General features: G+C 68.2%; 12 protein-coding genes. 3 read left to right on the forward strand and 9 right to left on the reverse strand.

Going from position 1 to position 17,350, the window contains the following annotated elements; all coding sequences use genetic code 11:
* Positions 1-664: 664 nt before the first annotated feature.
* The 3 genes from HWX25_RS02095 to HWX25_RS02105 all read right to left on the reverse strand — a co-directional run bounded on the left by HWX25_RS02095 (position 665) and on the right by HWX25_RS02105 (position 6,685).
* Entirely contained in the window at positions 665-4,303 is a 3,639-nt protein-coding gene (locus HWX25_RS02095) for a hydantoinase B/oxoprolinase family protein (RefSeq protein ID WP_175906764.1), read from the reverse strand.
* Between the two features lie 121 nt (positions 4,304-4,424).
* Entirely contained in the window at positions 4,425-5,723 is a 1,299-nt protein-coding gene (locus tag HWX25_RS02100) for an MFS transporter (RefSeq protein WP_175906765.1), read from the reverse strand.
* 188 nt (positions 5,724-5,911) lie between these two features.
* Complete coding sequence (locus HWX25_RS02105; protein WP_059466092.1) at positions 5,912-6,685, reverse strand: putative hydro-lyase; 774 nt, start codon at positions 6,683-6,685, stop codon at positions 5,912-5,914.
* A gap of 203 nt (positions 6,686-6,888) precedes the next feature.
* On the opposite strand from HWX25_RS02105, the gene HWX25_RS02110 reads away from it, so the two are divergent.
* Positions 6,889-7,821, forward strand: coding sequence for a LysR family transcriptional regulator (locus tag HWX25_RS02110; RefSeq protein ID WP_044847290.1), 933 nt, complete (start codon positions 6,889-6,891; stop codon positions 7,819-7,821).
* A gap of 211 nt (positions 7,822-8,032) precedes the next feature.
* Positions 8,033-8,899 (forward strand): hypothetical protein, encoded by an 867-nt coding sequence (locus tag HWX25_RS02115; protein WP_175906766.1) that lies wholly within the window; start codon positions 8,033-8,035, stop codon positions 8,897-8,899.
* Between the two features lie 212 nt (positions 8,900-9,111).
* Here HWX25_RS02115 and HWX25_RS02120 read toward each other — a convergent pair whose 3' ends face one another.
* The 5 genes from HWX25_RS02120 to HWX25_RS02140 all read right to left on the reverse strand — a co-directional run bounded on the left by HWX25_RS02120 (position 9,112) and on the right by HWX25_RS02140 (position 14,888).
* Entirely contained in the window at positions 9,112-9,918 is an 807-nt protein-coding gene (locus tag HWX25_RS02120; RefSeq protein ID WP_175906768.1) for a MetQ/NlpA family lipoprotein, read from the reverse strand.
* Positions 9,915-10,964 (reverse strand): formylglycine-generating enzyme family protein, encoded by a 1,050-nt coding sequence (locus HWX25_RS02125; protein ID WP_175906770.1) that lies wholly within the window; start codon positions 10,962-10,964, stop codon positions 9,915-9,917. The genes HWX25_RS02120 and HWX25_RS02125 overlap by 4 nt, the downstream gene beginning before the upstream one ends.
* A gap of 10 nt (positions 10,965-10,974) precedes the next feature.
* The gene (locus HWX25_RS02130; RefSeq protein WP_175906771.1) at positions 10,975-12,924 is read right to left on the reverse strand and encodes an arylsulfatase; all 1,950 of its coding nucleotides are present in this window, start codon (positions 12,922-12,924) and stop codon (positions 10,975-10,977) included.
* 144 nt (positions 12,925-13,068) lie between these two features.
* The gene (locus HWX25_RS02135; protein WP_175906773.1) at positions 13,069-13,788 is read right to left on the reverse strand and encodes an SDR family oxidoreductase; all 720 of its coding nucleotides are present in this window, start codon (positions 13,786-13,788) and stop codon (positions 13,069-13,071) included.
* 146 nt (positions 13,789-13,934) lie between these two features.
* Positions 13,935-14,888: a LysR family transcriptional regulator gene (locus tag HWX25_RS02140; protein ID WP_175906774.1), complete on the reverse strand. Its 954-nt coding sequence runs from the start codon at positions 14,886-14,888 to the stop codon at positions 13,935-13,937.
* A gap of 127 nt (positions 14,889-15,015) precedes the next feature.
* On the opposite strand from HWX25_RS02140, the gene HWX25_RS02145 reads away from it, so the two are divergent.
* A complete protein-coding gene (locus tag HWX25_RS02145; protein ID WP_175906775.1) occupies positions 15,016-16,035 on the forward strand; it encodes an NAD(P)-dependent alcohol dehydrogenase in 1,020 nt (339 codons plus the stop codon).
* A gap of 66 nt (positions 16,036-16,101) precedes the next feature.
* On the opposite strand, the gene HWX25_RS02150 is transcribed toward HWX25_RS02145, so the two are convergent.
* Positions 16,102-17,253, reverse strand: coding sequence for a porin (locus HWX25_RS02150; protein ID WP_059702853.1), 1,152 nt, complete (start codon positions 17,251-17,253; stop codon positions 16,102-16,104).
* Positions 17,254-17,350: the final 97 nt, after the last annotated feature.

The following is a 17,350-nucleotide window of genomic DNA, read 5'->3' on the forward strand; positions in this document are numbered from 1 at the left end:
GCACAGTGTAGACGGAGCCGAGCCGGCCGCCGCCGATCCCCGGGCGCGCTGCAAGCGTACCCGGCGGGGCAGTCGTGATGACTGTGCCAGCGGCCCTCGTTCCGTACTTGTTTCCAACCAATGCGAACCGGCGTTCGCGCATGTCGCGCGCAGGTTTCCAAGCGAATGATGGAAGCCATCTTATCAAATGACGAAGCGGATTGGCACTCACATTTAGAACGGAGTGTCAAGGAATCGCAACTCGATTGGCACGGAGGATTTTTCGTGATTGGCGGACCGCACGCGGGCGCCCGTAACGGCCCTGATCGGGGCCGGCGGATTCGGCGGTGCGCCTTTCCAGGCGGGCGTTTGCAGGAATCGACGGCGCCCGGCGGCGATCTGCCCCCGTCGGATTTCTGGCGGGGTCGGATCGTATTGGGCGGCACGCGGAATGGGGAATTTCCATTTCCATTCACGCCGGAATGCACGACTTTATTCCCATACTCGCTGCAATATCGGGCCGATTAGCGCGCGCGAATATATCGCCGCGTCGCGCAGGCATTGCGGCGGCATCTGATGGAACCGGTGCGATGACCCGGCCGCGACGCGCGAAAACCGTCCGGCGGGCACGCCGCCGCACCGCTTCCGCGCGTTGCATTGCACACATTCCGTTGCGTCGAGCCGCTCAGCCCGCCGCGCCGTAACCGCCGCCGCCCGGCGTTTCGACGACGAACACGTCGCCCGGCGCCATCTGCGCGCGGCCGACGTGCTCGAGCGTCTCGACCGTGCCGTCCGCCCGCTCGATCGTGTTGCGGCCGAGCGCGCCGGCCTCGCCGCCCGCCGCACCGAACGGCGCATGGATCCGGTTGTTCGACAGGATCGACGCGGTCATCGGCTCGAGGAAACGGATCCGCCGCACCGCGCCGTCGCCGCCGCGCCAGCGCCCGCCGCCGCCGGAACCCGCGCGCAGCCGATGCGAATCGAGCCGCACCGGGTAGCGCCACTCGAGCACCTCCGGATCGGTCAGCCGCGAGTTCGTCATGTGCGTCTGCACCGCGCCGACGCCCGCGAAACCGTCGCCCGCGCCGCTGCCGCCGGCGATGGTCTCGTAGTACTGGTAGCGATCGTTGCCGAATGTGAAGTTGTTCATCGTTCCCTGGCTCGATGCGACGCAGCCGAGCGCGCCGTACAGCGCGTTGGTGATCGCAGACGACGTCTCGACGTTGCCCGACACGACCGCCGCCGGATACTCGGGGTTCAGCATCGAACGCGCCGGCACGATCACCGTCAGCGGCTTCAGACAGCCGGCGTTCAACGGGATGTCGTCGCCGACCAGCGTACGGAACACGTACAGCACGGCAGCCATGCAGACGGCCTTCGGCGCGTTGAAGTTGTTGTCGAGCTGCGCGGACGTGCCGGTGAAGTCGATCTCCGCACGGCGCGCCGCGCGGTCGACGCGGATCGCGACGCGAATCTCCGCGCCGTTGTCGAGCCGATAGCGGTACGCGCCGTCCTGCAGCGCACCGATCACGCGCCGCACCGCCTCTTCCGCGTTGTCCTGCACGTGTCGCATGAACGCGAGCACGACGTCGCGGCCGAACTGCTCGACCATCCGCCGCAGTTCGTCGACGCCCTTCTGGTTCGCCGCGATCTGCGCGCGCAGGTCGGCCATGTTCTGTTCGACGTTGCGCGCCGGATAGCGGCCCGATGCGAGCAGCGCGCGCGTGTCGGCATCGCGCAGCGCGCCCGCCGACACGAGTTGCCAGTTGTCGATCAGCACGCCCTCCTCGTCGATGTGCGTCGAATCGGGCGGCATCGAGCCCGGCGTGGTGCCGCCGATGTCCGCGTGGTGGCCGCGCGAGCCGACGTAGAACAGCGGCGTGTCCGAGCCGTCCGCGAACACCGGCGTGATGACGGTCACGTCCGGCAGGTGCGTGCCGCCGTGATACGGGTCGTTCAGCATGAACACGTCGCCGTCGCGCATGCGGCCGCGGTTGCGCTCGATCACCGTGCGGATGCTCTCGCCCATCGAGCCCAGGTGCACGGGCATGTGCGGCGCGTTCGCGATCAGGTTGCCGTTTCCGTCGAAGATCGCGCACGAGAAGTCGAGCCGCTCCTTGATGTTGACCGAATACGCGGTGTTCTGCAGCCGCAGCCCCATCTGCTCGGCGATCGACATGAACAGGTTGTTGAAGATCTCGAGCCGTACCGGGTCGGCGTCGGTGCCGAGCGAGCGGCGCGTCGGCAGCGGCGTCGTGCGCGTCAGCACGAGGTTGCCCTGCGCGGTCATCCGCGCGCGCCAGCCGGGTTCGACGACGGTCGTGCCGTTCTTCTCCGCGACGATCGCGGGGCCGTCGATCGCGTCGCCGGCGAGCAGCGTGTCGCGCACGTACAGCGCCGCGTCGTGCCATTCGCCACCCGAATAGAAACGCACGGCGCTGTGCGCGTGCGGCGCCGCACCCTCGTCGCGCGGCTCGAGCGGTGCGATCTCGACCGGTGCATCGGAGCGGCCGATCGCCTCGACCGATGCGAGTTCGGCGACCAGCGGCGTGCCGGGCATCAGGAACGCGTAGCGTTGCCGGTACGCGGTTTCGAACGCCTGCTGCATCGCCGCGACGCTGCCGGCCGGCACGTCGAGCGCGGAATCCGTGCCCTGGTAGCGCAGGTGCACGCGGCGCTCGGTCGCGATGCGCGCCGGCGGCACGCCCTGTTCGAGCAACGCGCCGACCGCCTCGTCGGTCAGCCGGTCGAGCGCGGCATTCAGCGCCGGCAGCGATTCGTCGGACAACACGGCCTCCACCGCGCGCTCGCGCATCGCGGTCTGGTCGGCAAGCCCCATCCCGTAGGCGGACAGCACGCCCGCGAGCGGATGCGCGAACACCTGCGTCATCCCGAGCGCGTCGGCCACGCCGCACGCGTGCTGGCCGCCCGCGCCGCCGAACGTCGTCAGCACGTAGCGCGACACGTCGTGGCCGCGCTGCACCGAGATCTTCTTGATCGCGTTCGCCATGCTGCCGATCGCGATTTCCAGGAACCCTTCGGCCAGCGCCTCGGGCGTGTCGCGCCGCCCGGTCGCCGCGTGGATCTCGTCGGCGAGCGCCGCGAACTTCGCCGCCACACCGTCGCGGTCGAGCGGTTCGTCCGCGTGCGGGCCGAACACGCGCGGGAAGTGATCCGGCTGGATCTTGCCGAGCATCACGTTGCAGTCGGTCACCGTCAGCGGGCCGCCGCGCCGGTACGCGGCCGGCCCGGGGTTCGCGCCGGCCGATTCGGGCCCGACGCGCAGCCGCGCGCCGTCGAAACCGAGCACCGAGCCGCCGCCGGCCGCGACCGTATGGATGCTCATCATCGGCGCGCGCATCCGCACGCCGGCCACCTGCGTCTCGAACACGCGCTCGAATTCGCCGTTGTAGTGCGATACGTCGGTCGACGTGCCGCCCATGTCGAAGCCGATCACGCGCTCGAAGCCGGCCGCGCGCGCGGCGCGCACCATTCCGACGATGCCACCCGCCGGGCCGGACAGGATCGCGTCCTTGCCCTGGAACGCATCGGCGCGCGTCAGGCCGCCGCTGCTCTGCATGAACTGCAGGTTCACGCCGGGCATCTCGTGCGCGACCTGCTCGACGTAGCGGCGCAGGATCGGCGACAGGTACGCGTCGACCACGGTCGTGTCGCCGCGCGACACCATCTTCATCAGCGGCGACACCTCGTGCGACACCGACACCTGCGTGAAGCCGATCCGGCGCGCGAGGTCCGCCAGCGCGCGTTCGTGCGCGGTGTAGCGATAGCCGTGGATCAGCACGATGGCCAGCGCCTGCACACCCGAGTCGAACACGCGGCGCAACGCTGCTTCCGCGCGTTGCACGTCGAGCGGCACGACGATGTCGCCGTGCGCGCCGACCCGCTCGTCGATTTCGACGACGGTCTCGTACAGCGCATCGGGCAGCACGATGTCGAGATCGAACAGGCGCGGGCGGTTCTGGTATGCGATGCGCAGCACGTCGCGGAAGCCGCGCGTCGTCGCGAGCGCGGTGCGTTCGCCCTTGCGTTCGAGCAGCGCGTTGGTCGCGACCGTCGTGCCCATCTTCACCATGTCGACGCGTTCGGGCGTGATCGGCTCGCCGTCGGCGAGGCCGAGCAGGTGGCGGATGCCGGCCACGGCCGCATCGCGATACTGCTCGGGATTCTCCGACAGCAGCTTGTGCGTGACGAGCGAACCGTCGGGCCGGCGCGCGACGATGTCGGTGAAGGTGCCGCCGCGGTCGATCCAGAATTGCCAGCGCGCGGCGTCGGAGGAAACGGGGGAAGGTTGTCGGTCAGTCATGGCGATGAACTCGATGCGTCGTTGAAGCGAAGGACGAGCGCCGCCGCACGGCGCGCGTCGCGCGCCGCGTGAGGGCTTCGATGAAAAGGGAGCGGTAAAAAGGCGGCGGGCGGATGCCCGCTCAGGCGGCGTCGAGTTCGCGGCCGCGCGTTTCGGGCAGCGTCAGCGCGGCGACGATCACCACGCCGTATGCGGCGACCGCGAAGATGCCGATGCTCATGCCGAGCCCGTACTGCTTCGACAGCGCGCCGATCAGGAACGGAAACAGTGCGCCGATCGCGCGGCCGACGTTGTAGCAGAAGCCTTGGCCCGAGCCGCGCACGCGGGTCGGGAACAGTTCGGTGAGGAACGCGCCCATCCCGGAGAAGATGCCCGACGCGAAGAAACCGAGCGGGAAGCCGAGCCACAGCATCGACGCGTTGGTCAGGTTCAGCGACGTGTACGAGAACGCGATCACCATCGAGCCGAGCGCGAACAGGATGAAGTTCGGCTTGCGGCCGAGGCGGTCGGTCAGGTATGCGCTCGCCAGGTAGCCAACCCACGAGCCGAAGATGATCATCGCGAGATAGCCGCCGGTGCCCATCACGGTCAGGTGCCGCTCGGTCTTCAGGAACGTCGGCAGCCAGGTCGTGATCGCGTAGTAGCCGCCTTGCGCGCCGGTCGTCAGCAGCGCCGCGCGCAGCGTCGTCGACAGCAGCTTCGGCGCGAAGATTTCGGTGAGACGCGGCGCGTCGGCCACCTTCGCCTGCGTGGCCTTCTCCTTCTCGTAGACGTCGGGCTCCTTCACGTAGCGGCGGATCACGACCACCAGCAGCGCGGGCGCGAGGCCGACGAGGAACAGCGCGCGCCATGCCTGCTCGGCCGGCAGCACCGAGAACAGCAGCGCATACAGCAGCGCCGACAGCCCCCAGCCGATCGCCCAGCCCGACTGCACGAGGCCGACCGCCTTGCCGCGATCGCGCGCGCGGATCACTTCGCCGATCAGCACCGCGCCGGCCGTCCATTCGCCGCCGAAGCCGAAGCCCATCAGCGCGCGCGCCGCGAGCAGCTGGTGATAGTTCTGCGCGAGTCCGCACAGCGCGGTGAACACCGCGAACCACAGCACCGTCAGCTGCAGCGTGCGCACGCGGCCGATCCGGTCGGACAGGATCCCGGCGATCCAGCCGCCGAGCGCCGACGCGAGCAGCGTCATCGTGCCGATGAAGCCGGCGTCCGCGAGCGAGATGCCCCAGGTCGCGACGAGCGTCGGGATCACGAACGACAGCATCTGCGTGTCCATCCCGTCGAGCATGTAGCCGACCTTGCAGCTCCAGAACGCGCGGCGCTCGCGCGGTTGCGCGTCCGCATACCATCCGAACAGGCCGTTGCGCGCGGGGCCCGCGGGGTCGGCGGCGGGCGCCGCGAGGGTCTTGCTTTCCATGGTGAAGCTCCTGTCGAAATGTGCGGTCGAAACCGTGCGTGTGGTGCGTGGTGCGTGGTGCGTCGCGCTCGCGATCGTCGGGCCGCGGCTGCGCGCCGCCCTCCGGTCGGGCGGATCGTCTGCGGCGGCGGCGCGCCGCCGCGTCGGGGCCGGACCAGCGACCGCGCGGGCCGCCGGCGTCGGTCGGGTCAGAACACGGCCAGCGACGCGTTCGTGATGTCGGTCATCAGCATGTAGCCGGGCGTATGCGCGATCGCGAGCGGCAGCTTCGCTTCCATCAGCGCGGTTTGCGGCGTCACGCCGCACGCCCAGAACACCGGCAGCTCGTCGTCGCGCACCGTCACGGCGTCGCCGAAATCGGGGGCGCCGAGATCGGCGATGCCGAGTTCACGCGGATGGCCGATATGGACCGGCGCGCCATGTACGCCCGGAAACCGGCTCGTGATCTGCACCGCGCGGATCGCGTCGGCACCGCGCAGCGGCCGCATCGACACGACCAGCTGCCCGCCGAAGATCCCCGCGCGGCGATTCGGAATCGACGTGCGATACATCGGCACGTTACGACCCTCCTCGATGTGGCGCAGCCCGATCCCTTCACGCGCCAGCATGTCCTCGAACGAGAACGAGCAGCCGATCGCGAACACGACGAAATCGTCGCGCCACAGCGCCTCGAGCGATTCGACCCGCTCGGTCAGGCGGCCGTCGCGGTATACGTTGTAGCTCGGCACGTCGGTGCGGATGTCGAGATCCTCGCCGAGCACGTCAAGCCGGAACGCGCCCGGTTCGCCGACGCCCAGCAGCGGGCACGCCTTCGGATTCGCCTGGCAGAAGCGCAGGAAATCGTGCGCGTACGCGTTCGGCAGGATCGCGAGGTTCGCTTGCGCGAACGGGCCGCACTGGCCGGCCGTCGGGCTGCGGAACGCGCCGTTGCGTACGGACTGGCGGAATTCGGAAGGTGTCATGATGGTCGTTGGCGGATCGGTATGTCGTCAGGTTGACGGTTGCGTCAGCGGATACGGCGAAGAATAGAAAAGAAAAAATTTTGTCGCCAACGAGTTTTTTTGCGCCGTGTGTATAGAATTTCTTTACACGGAACCGGGTTTTCCCCAGTCCCGTTCATTTTTTCAGCGGGGGAAGCTGCGCGCCCAACGCCTTGCCGACCGCCATGAACACGCGTTTCCTCGAAACCTTCGTCACGCTCGCGAAGCTGCGCAACTTCCGCACGACGGCCGCCGCGCTGCACGCGACGCCGGCCGCGATCTCGCAGCGCCTGAAGGCGCTCGAGGACGAATTGCAGACCGTGCTCGTCGATCGCGACAGCCGCGAGTTCCGGCTCACGCCGAACGGCGAATATCTGCTCGGCTATGCGAAGGCCGTCGTCGAGGCCACGCACGAACTGCAGGCCGCCGCCGCCGGCGAAAGCGCGCTGCGCGGCAAGCTGCGGCTCGGCGTGATCGAGACGGTCGTGCACAGCTGGCTGCCGCATTACCTGCGCCGCCTCGCCGCCGACTATCCGCAACTGGAGATCGACCTGACCGTCGACGTCAGCGTCGTGCTGCAGCGCCGGCTGATGGCCGGCGAGCTCGATCTGATCATCCGCGTGGAGGGCAGCGACGAGGCATCGGTCGTCTGCGACGCGCTCGCGAACTATCCGGTGCGCTGGATCGCGCGCGCCGGGCTGCTCCCGACCGCGCGCACGGGGCTCGCGCGGCAGGTGCTGCGCCAGCCGATCCTGACTTACGGGCGCGGCACCGCGCCCCACCGTGCGCTCGAGGACATCGTGCGCACGCTGGCGCACGCGCATGGCGTGCCGCTGTCGGAGACGCGCATCACCGGCTCGCCGTCGATCTCGGTGATCGTGCAGCTGGTGCGCGACGGCTTCGGCGTGGCGGCGATTCCGGTCCTGTTCGTCGATGCGTTGATCGCCAGCGGCGAGGTCGTCGAACTGCCGCTGCAGCCGTCGCCGCCGTCGATCGTCGTGTCGATGTCGCGGCGGGCGGATGCGCCGAAATTCGTGCACGGCGCGTCGATCGCGGCGCGGGCTGCGTGTCACGAGTATTGCGAGAAGAGCAACCGGTTGCTGGTCGAGGCGCTTTGAGGCGCTTTGAGGTGCTTTGAGGCGCTTTGAGGTGCTTTGAGGCGCTTTGAGGCGCTTTGAGGTGCTTTGAGGTGGTTCGACATCGCCGCGCGAATCGCCCACAATCGCGTTCGGCGCTTGTGACGCCCGCTTCGCTTCGTGAATGCCGGCATGGCCGTCAGGCATTCATCGTTTCGCACGCCCCTGCACGACAAGAAACAAGAAGGCAGACATGCAGACTCGCACCGCTTCCAACCCGTCCCTGAAACGCGCGCGCATCGTCGTCATCGCCGTGTATGTCGCGTCGCTGCTGCTGCCCGCGTTCGCCGAGCCGCCCAATGGGGCCGGTGCGGTGAGCTGGTGGCACGGCTACACGGTGCTCGCGCTCGGCTGGCTCGGAATACTCGACCTGCAGTTCGCATGGTTCGGCAATCCGCTGCTCGTCGCCGCGCTTGTCAAGCCGAACCGGATCGTGTCAGGGCTGCTCGGCGTCGTCGTGGTGCTCGCGCTCGCGTGGCACACGCTGCCGACCGACGCACGGGTCGAAACGATCCGCGATTTCGGATTCGGGTACTACCTGTGGATCGCGGCGATGGTCGGCGCGGCGGCATTGCCGTGGGTCGGTGAGCGCAAGATGAGAGGCGCTGTCGCGACGGGCGAGGTTTCCGTCGCGGCCGAAAACGGTGCCGCCGATGCGTCGCATGCCGGCACGGTGCCGATCCGCTCGATCGGCAAGCCGGGCGGATGGACCGTCACCGCGACCGACACGCAGATCAGTGCCGTCGACCCGCAAGGCGCGATACGCGGAATCGCGCTGTCCGCACTCGGCGCGGTGGCGATCGAGACCAACGACCAGGGGCCGTTCGTATCCGACGTGTGGTGGATGCTGTTCGACACGCGAAAGCAGCTTGCCTGCGCGTTCCCGCAGGACGCGGAAGGTGCGAAGGCGGCGGTCGATCGGCTGCTCGACCTGCCCGGCATCGATCATCGCAAGGTCATCGACGCGCAGACGTCGGTCCGGAACGCGATGTTCCCGATCTGGGCGCGCGCGACGCAGACGGACGCACCGCGCGACGTCGACCCGCAACGCGCAAACTGAACGATGCGTCGTCGACGCGATCGTCCGGGAAGTGCGCCATGCCGTACTTGTTCAAGACTCAGCCGGATATCGCGTACATCAGCACGACCGTCGCGCTTCCGTAGCCGACGCGAACCCGGCGGACCGCATCACGCGAGAGCGGCAAGTGTAAGGCACGCAGCGCGCGCCGTTGCAGCAGCGCCCGCACGCATTGCACGCGAGACGATAGCGGTCTACCACGGCCGTCGCACCGAGTCCTGGTAGCGCGTCAGAATGAAATGCGCGACGTCGTCCGAGTGATACGCGGCGACGAGTTGCGCGGCCCACGGCTTCGTGCGGTCGGCGTCGCGCACGGTCAGCACGTTCGCATACGGCGAGCGTGCATCCTCGAGATTGATGCTGTCGCGCGCCGGCTGCAGTCCCGCGCGCGCGGCGTCCTCGCTGTCCATCGCGACGAACACGGCCGAGTCGAGCGCCGCATGCAGCCGGTCACGGCGCAGGGCCACGAATTTCAGCGCAAGCCGGTTGCCCGTCACGTCGCGCAGCGTCGCATGCAGGCCGGCCTTTTCGCGCAGCGTCACGAGCGTGTCGTTCTGCAGCAGCACCAGCGCACGTGCCATCCCGCGAGGATCGGCCGGGATCGCGACCGTCGCACCGGGCTGCAAATCGTTCAGATTCCTTAGCTTGCGCGAATAGAGTGCCATCGGCAACGTGACGGTCGGCGCGACAGCGGTCAGTGCATAGCCTTTCGCCGTGCGCGTCGCGGCAAGGCGCTGCGCGTCCTCGAAGCTCGCCGCATCGATCGTGCCGTCCGCGAGCACGGCATCGATGCGCGACGCGTCGTCGAATTCGACGACGTCGACACGCAGCCCGCGCTTGGCCGCGACGCGTTTCACCTCGTCGAGGATGTCCGCGTGCACGCCGCGCGTCACGCCGACACGTACCGCCGGCGCGGCGGATTCGGCGGCGGCCCCGGCCGGATGAGCGAGGCCGCACGCAACGGTCAGCGACACCGCAATGACACGCAGCGCCTGCTTCATGACGCATCCCTCGAAATCGTGCGGAACCCGATATGCGACGCGCCGAGATCGGCTTCCTGCTGTTCGCGCGACGACGCGCGATAGCGCACGCAGTAATCGCGCGAGCACAGGAACGAACCGCCCTTGATCACCATCGGCGTGTCGTGCCGCCGCGTCGGCGGCGCGACGGCCGCCGTGTCGCCGTTCGTGTGCGACTGATGCGGGCCCGTGTATGCATCTTTCGTCCATTCCCATGCGTTGCCGATCATGTCGTACAGGCGGAAGCCGTTCGCCGCGTAGCAGCCCACGGGCGCCAGCCCCGCGTGGCCGTCCTCGGCCGTATCGAGCACCGGAAACGCGCCCTGCCAGTAGTTCGCGGCCGGCTTGCCCTGCGCGTCGCGCGGCGCCGCGTCGAGCGATGCGTCGTCGCGACCGGCCTTGCCCGCATATTCCCATTCGGCTTCGGTCGGCAGATCGCGGCCGAGCCAGCGCGCATACGCGAGCGCGTCGCGCTGCGTGACAAGCGTGACGGGCAGGTTGCCGAGCCCGGCGACGCCGCTGCCGGGGCCGCGCGGCTGCCGCCACGATGCGCCCTTCACCCACGTCCACCACGCGAGGTCACGCGCGTTCAACTCGTCGCGCGTCGGCACATGAAACACCGCCGCGCCGCCTTGCTGCTCGGCCTCGGTCACGTAGCCGGTCGCCTGCACGAACGCGGCGAACTGCGCGATCGTCACGTCGGTCTGATCGATCCAGAAGCCGCCGACACGCGTCTTACCATCGCCGGCCGGACGCTCGTCCGCATAGCCGCGCGTGCTGCCGAACACGAACGCGCCGCCGCTCAGGTGCACCATCCCGGCCTTCGGGTCGTCGCGCCACTTCGCGGGCAGGCCCGAGTAGCGCTCGCACTGCCGTTCGGAGCCGAGCGGCGCGAGCGGACGGCCGCGATTCGCGTCGTCGAAGGCGCCGCCAGGCGACGCCGACGGGCTCGCATAGCCGACGGCGAACGCAGCCGCGAACAGCGTGGCCGCGAGCGCCGCGCCGAGTGTCCGGAAGCGGAACCGCATCGTGTCGCCCTCAGTAGTAACCGCGCGGACGCAGCGGCTCCACCCCGCCGACGTTGCTCATGTACGTCTTCCACTGGTCGACCAGCGTGCCGATCACCGACGGGTTTTGCGCGGACACGTCGGTCGTCTCGCCGCGGTCCGCCGCGAGGTCGTACAGCTGCCAGTGGCCATCGAGCGGCCCGAGCGGCGGCTCGGTCCACAACGCCTTCCAGCGGCCGTCGGCGCTGCGCAGGTACGCGCGGCCGTACGCTTCGTCGCCGAACGGCGTCGTATGCACTTCGCCCGTCGCCGAGCCGGTGAGCACCGGCAGCAGCGACTGCCCCGTCACCGGATAGACGTAGCGGTTGTTGTAGACGACCTTGCCCTTGTTCTGATCGACGCCCGTCAACGTGTTCACGAGCGGCGGCGCCGGCTGCGACGGCGGCGTGACGCCCGCGACCGCGAGGAAGGTCGCCGTGTTGTCGGTCACGTGCGTGAACGCACGCAGCGTCGGCAACTGCCGCGTCTGCCCCGGCAGACGCACGATCGTCGGCGTCGACACGCCGCCTTCGGCCGAATAACCCTTCGTGAGCCGGAACGGCGTCGCGCTCACTTCGGCCCAGCGCAGCCCGTACTGCAGCCGTTGCGCGTTCTGCTTGCCGTTGTCGGTGCCGAGCGTCGAATAGACCGGGTCCTGCCCGTTCGCGGTGTCGGTCGCCGTCGGGTCCGCGCCGGAGTCGATCGGCCAGCCTTCCGCGCCGTTGTCCGACTGGAACATGATGAATGTGTTGTCGTATTCGCCGATATCCTTCAAGTGCTGGATCAAGAGGCCGATGTTGTAGTCGAGGTTCTCGACCATCCCCGCATAGATCTCCATGTAGCGCGCCTGCGCACGGCGCTCGGCCGGGCTCAGGCTCGCCCACAGCTTGTCGACCTTGCCGGTGCCGTAGTCGCTGTAGCCGTCGGCGGCCGAATGCACGGCGCTGATGTACTTCGCGTTCGCGGTGCCGTTGTTCGCCGTGGCCAGCGATGCCGACGTCGTTTCCGGAAGGCCGTCAAATGGCTTGAAGTCGGTCGGGATCAGCCCGAGCGCCTTCTGTCGCGCGATCCGCGCGTTGCGGATCGCGTCGTAGCCGGCGTCGTACACGCCCGCATATTTGTGCAGCCACGGGTCCGGTACCTGCAGCGGCCAGTGCGGCGACGTGTAGGCCGCGTACGCGAAGAACGGCTTGCCGTCCCGCTTGTTCGAATCGATGTACGAGATCAGCTTCTGCGTATAGAAGTCGGTCGAATAGAACACGGCCGGACTGCCGCCCGCGCCGCCCGGTTGTCCGGGCTGGCCCGGCTGCACGTAGCTGCCGTCCTCCGTGTAGTTCGACGAGCCGGCCGGTTCGTGCGCGAAGTGGTTCGTCGCCGCGCCGGCGAGCAGCACGTAGCTGCGCTCGAAGCCCCACTGGTCCGGCGTCTGTCCGCTGCCCGTCGCGCTGCCGACGATCCCCGAACCGATGTGCCACTTGCCCGCGATATAAGTGTGATAGCCGGCGTCCTTCAGCAGTTGTGCGAACGATAGCGCGCGATCGTTCAGGTAGCCCTCGTAGCCCGGCAACCCGCGCCGCTCGTCGGTCGGCACGCCCATCGTGCCTTCGCCGACGAGGTGGTGATCGGTACCGGAAATCAGCATCGCGCGCGTGATCGCGCATACGGTGCCCGTGTGGTGGTTCGACAGAATGCGGCCCGACGCGACGAGCGCGTCAAGGTTCGGTGTACTGATCTCGCCGCCGAATGCATGGATGTCGGAATAGCCGAGATCGTCGGCCATGATGTACAGGATGTTCGGGCGCTTGGCCGCGGGCGTCGCATTGGCCTGCGGCGGCGGATCGCTGTCGACGCCGCCGCACGATGCGAGCGACAGCGCGCCGGCGATCGCGGCGCAAACGACACGGAAACGGAAGGCATGCAACGGCGACGCGGATTTTTTCATTTTGTCGAACGCACGATCTACGGATCGGCGATCTTAGCGTCGCCCGCTCGGCATCCAAAGTCGGATTCGTCACATGCTAACGGGAACGGGGAATATGCACGCCGGTCCTTGTTTTACGGCTCGCGCCGCACTGCTTGCGTTGCGTCAGCTGCGCCCGCCGAGGCTGCCGCCGCCGTCCACTGCGAGCACCTGCCCCGTGACGAACGCCGCATCGTCGGACAGCAGGAACGCGATCGCCGCGGCTACATCGTGCGGCGTGCCGAGGCGACGGGCGGGAATCGTCGCGAGTACCTTCCGCTCCGCGTCGCTCCCGACCGGACGCGTCTGGCGAAACAGCTCCGTTTCGATCGGGCCCGGCGCAACCGCGTTGACCGTCACGCCATGTTCGGCCAGTTCCAGCGCCCACGTGCGCGTGCAGCCGACGAGCGCGCTCTTCGCGGCCGAGTATGCGGTGCGATCGAGACTGCCGAAGATCGCCCGGCTGCATACGTTGACGATGCGGCCATGGCCGCGTGCCTTCATCGCGTCGGCGAAATGCTGCGTGATCTGGATCGCCGCGCGCACGTTCAGGTCGAACACCGCCTGCAGCGATGCGAAATCGACTTTGCCGAGCGGCTGCGGCAACGCGATGCCCGCATTGTTCACGATGCCGTCGACCTCGCTCGACGCGCCGATGCGTGCGAGCGTCGCGGCCGTGTGTTCGATGTCGGCGAGATCGCATGCGATCAGTTCGCCGGGAAAGTCGATGTCTTGTGCATGGCGCGCGAGACCGATGACGCGATGGCCGCGGTGCGCGAGCAGCGTGCTGGTGGCCAGGCCGATGCCGCGCGACGCGCCGGTAACGAGATAGGTACGGGATGACATGATTCGTGCCTCTGACGAAATAATCGAAGACGGCGCGATGCGCGCGCTCGCGCGGCACATTCACGATCCGCACCGATTGTGCGTCAGGTGGAGAAAACGCGTACGGTCGCCGTCGTTTGCGTCGACGACTCGATCGCGCGTCGTGGCTACGAAGCCTGAACGATACGCCGCGGCACGCGCTCGCCGTCCGCGTCGTCCGACGCCAGCATGCGCGGAATCTCGTCAACGAGCGCATCGATGACGACGCGCACCTTCATCGGCACGTTGCGCGACGCCGGGCGCACCGCGAACACTTCGGCGCCCGACACGCTGTCGCTGTCCATCACGAGCACGAGACGGCCGTCGCGCACGTACGGCGCCATCAGCCAGCACGGCAGCCACGCAAGGCCCGCGCCGGCCGCCGCCGCGTCGGCGATCGCCTGCAGGTCGTCGAATCGCAGGCGGCCTGCCGGGCGATGGTCGTGCACCGCGCCGTCCGCGCCGATGATTCGCCACGGCGTCGGCTGCCCGCCGCGCGAATACGCGATGCCGCCGTGCGACGCGAGTTCGTCGAGCCCCGACGGCCGGCCGTGACGATCGAGATAGGCAGGCGATGCGCAGATGCCCATGCGCTGCACCCCAAGCTTCCGGCCGACCAGCGCACTCGTGTCGGCCAGCGTGCCGATACGCACCGCAATGTCGAAGCCGTCGTTGACGAGATCGGCGATGCGATCGCTGAACGATACGTCGATTTCAAGCCGCGGATGACGCTCGACGAGGCGCCGCACGACGGGCGCCACGCATTGCCGGCCGAACAGCACGGGCACGCTGACCCGCACGCGGCCGGTCGGCTCGCGCCGGCCCGCGTCGAGTGCGGCTTCCGTCTCGCCGAGTTCGGCCAGCAACCGCCGACACTGCTCGTAATAGACGAGCCCCTCGTCGGTCAGGCCGAGCTGACGCGTCGTGCGCTGCAAGAGGCGCGCACCGAGCCGCTGTTCGAGCCGCGCGACGATCTTCGCAACAGCCGAGCGCGTCATGCCGAGGCGCAGCGCCGCCGCCGCGAAGCTGCCCGACTCCACGACGTCGACGAATTCGACGATGCCTCTCAATCGCTCGTCCATGCAGTTCCGCTCCGATGGAATGACAGGTTTGTGTCCGTGCCGGCGACAATCGTTGGCCGAATTCTCGCCAATGTGTCCCGCAGCGCAACACTATGATAGTCCCGTCCATCTCGAAAAAGGAGCCGACATGCACGCATGGCAAATCAAACCGGGGGACGGCATTGCCGGGCTCCGGCGCATCGACGCGACGCTTCGCCCGGTCGGGCCGACCGACGTCGTCGTGAAGATCCACTCGACCGCACTGAATTATCGCGACCTGATGTTCGCGCGCGGCGACTATCTCGGCATCGGCACCGACGCGCTGATACCCGTCGCCGACGGCGCCGGCGAAGTCGTCGAGACCGGTCGCGACGTCACGCGGTTCAAGCCGGGCGATCGCGTGATCAACACGTATTTCCCGCACTGGATCGACGGGCCGCCCACGCCGCCGAAGGTCTCGGGGTCGCCCGGCTCGCATTTCGACGGCGTGCTCGCCGCACGCTTCGTCTCCGACGAAACCGCGCTCGTCGGGATTCCTGCGCATCTCGACTACGACGAAGCGGCAACGCTGTCGTGCGCGGGCATTACCGCGTGGAATGCGCTGTTCGTCGACGGCGGGCTGAGACCGGGCGCGACGGTCGTGCTGCTCGGCACGGGCGGTGTTTCGATCATCGCGCTGCAGCTCGCGCATGCGGCCGGACTGCGCACGATCGTGACTTCGTCGAGCGATGCCAAGCTCGAACGCGTCCGCGCTCTCGGTGCGGACGCAACGATCAACTACCGCACGACGCCCGAATGGCAGCATGAAGTGCTGCGGCTCACCGACGGTGCGGGCGCGGATCTCGTCATCGAAGTCGGCGGACGCGATACGCTCGCGCGCTCGGTCGCCGCGACGAAAATGGGCGGCATCGTGTCGGTGATCGGCGGCCTCAGCAGCTTCGGCGGCCCGGAACTCGGGCTGCTGTCGCTGATTGGCGGCATTCGGAAACTGCACGGGATCATGGTCGGCAGCCGCGCAATGCTCGACGACGTCGTGCGGCTCGTCGACGCGAAACGGATCAAGCCGGTGGTCGATCGCGTGTTCGGTTTCGACGAAGCGCCGCAGGCCTATGCGTGTCTGCAGTCGGGTCAGCATTTCGGCAAGGTCGTGATTCGCGTCGCGTCGTAACGGATGAAGGCGGCGCACGCCGCCTTCTCCTCGCTGCACGCTTCGCGTCCGCCCCGCGCGCCGTCGTCAGAACATCTGGCGCAGGCCGATCGCGGCCCCGACGTTGTTGGTCCTGCCGATCTGGTCAACCTTGCCGGTGAGCCGGTTGGTGGCGCCCGGGTAGTCGGCCGCGAACGCGCCGTTGCCGCGTGCGAAATCGACCGTGCCGTATACCTCCGTGTGCTTCGACAGCGCATATTCGGCCAGCATGGTCGCCGAGTAATTGATCCCGGAGCCGAGCGTGCCGTCGAGCCGCTCCGCGTTGCGCGCGTGGCCGTAATAGCCGGCCACCGTGATCAGCAGCGGCGCGGTGGCCTGCCAGTTCGCGCCGACGTAGAACGTATCGTCGATGCGGTTCGGGCTGCCGCCGGCGAGCGTGGGCGCGCCGGCCTGCTGCATGTTGAAGTCCGTCGTGCCCGTCTTGTCCTGACCGTGCAGCCAGCCGGCCAGCAGGCGCACGGACGGCGTGACCTGATACGCGCCGCTCACGTGCAGGAAGTTCACCTTCGCGCCGTTGACCGCACTGCCGTTCACGGACGACACCGAGGTCTGCTGGTAGCCGGCGTTGATCGACGCGGGCCCTTGCGCGTAGGTCAGCTCGACACCGTATGTGCTGTCGAGGCCCATCGCGCCGGCATGATTGCCGAGCCCGTAGATCGCATCGATGCTGAAGCCGTTGTACGAGAACTTGTACTTCACCGAGTTCGGCACGGTCAGGTAATTGCCGATGCCGTTGTACGCCCAGCTGTCCTGCCAGTAGTCGCCGACGGTCATCGGATCGAACACGTCACCCATCGTGTCGTACAGCGGGGCGTACTGGTTGCCGAAGGTCAGCGAGCCGTACCGGTCGCTCGACAGGCCGACGTATGCCTGCCGGCTGAACAGCGTGTTCGCGACGTGCAGCTTGCCGTCGCCGAGCTCGAAGCCGTTCTCCAGACGAAAGATCGCCGACAGGCCGCCGCCGAGATCCTCGCTGCCGCGCAAGCCCCAGCGGCTGTGCGTTTCGGGGCCGACGGTCATTCCGATCAGGTCCTTGCCGTCGGGGCCGGCGTTCGTCTGATAACGGATCGCCGTATCGACGAGGCCATACAACGTGACGGAACTCTGCGCAAATGCGGACGACGCCGCTGTCAAGACGAATACCGCGCCGACACCACCGGATACGACGATGCGTTTCATGAAAGGCCTCCCTGAGCGATTGATTTTGTAAGCAGTCCGACAGCATTCGTGTCGGCCTGCCGGTATAGCGCTCGGGAGAATAATCGGTCATATTCGC

The sequence above is a fragment of the Burkholderia sp. BCC1640 genome (genome assembly GCF_902833125.1).
Lineage (GTDB): Bacteria > Pseudomonadota > Gammaproteobacteria > Burkholderiales > Burkholderiaceae > Burkholderia > Burkholderia diffusa.

Bases quoted from the DNA above. Each gene is read 5' to 3' on its own strand.
- HWX25_RS02095 (WP_175906764.1), bottom strand. From the start codon at position 4,303: ATGACTGACCGACAACCTTCCCCCGTTTCCTCCGACGCCGCGCGCTGG.
- HWX25_RS02140 (WP_175906774.1), bottom strand. From the start codon at position 14,888: ATGGACGAGCGATTGAGAGGCATCGTCGAATTCGTCGACGTCGTGGAG.
- HWX25_RS02115 (WP_175906766.1), top strand. From the start codon at position 8,033: ATGCAGACTCGCACCGCTTCCAACCCGTCCCTGAAACGCGCGCGCATC.
- HWX25_RS02150 (WP_059702853.1), bottom strand. From the start codon at position 17,253: ATGAAACGCATCGTCGTATCCGGTGGTGTCGGCGCGGTATTCGTCTTG.
- HWX25_RS02125 (WP_175906770.1), bottom strand. From the start codon at position 10,964: ATGCGGTTCCGCTTCCGGACACTCGGCGCGGCGCTCGCGGCCACGCTG.
- HWX25_RS02120 (WP_175906768.1), bottom strand. From the start codon at position 9,918: ATGAAGCAGGCGCTGCGTGTCATTGCGGTGTCGCTGACCGTTGCGTGC.
- HWX25_RS02130 (WP_175906771.1), bottom strand. From the start codon at position 12,924: ATGAAAAAATCCGCGTCGCCGTTGCATGCCTTCCGTTTCCGTGTCGTT.
- HWX25_RS02135 (WP_175906773.1), bottom strand. From the start codon at position 13,788: ATGTCATCCCGTACCTATCTCGTTACCGGCGCGTCGCGCGGCATCGGC.
- HWX25_RS02100 (WP_175906765.1), bottom strand. From the start codon at position 5,723: ATGGAAAGCAAGACCCTCGCGGCGCCCGCCGCCGACCCCGCGGGCCCC.
- HWX25_RS02145 (WP_175906775.1), top strand. From the start codon at position 15,016: ATGCACGCATGGCAAATCAAACCGGGGGACGGCATTGCCGGGCTCCGG.
- HWX25_RS02105 (WP_059466092.1), bottom strand. From the start codon at position 6,685: ATGACACCTTCCGAATTCCGCCAGTCCGTACGCAACGGCGCGTTCCGC.
- HWX25_RS02110 (WP_044847290.1), top strand. From the start codon at position 6,889: ATGAACACGCGTTTCCTCGAAACCTTCGTCACGCTCGCGAAGCTGCGC.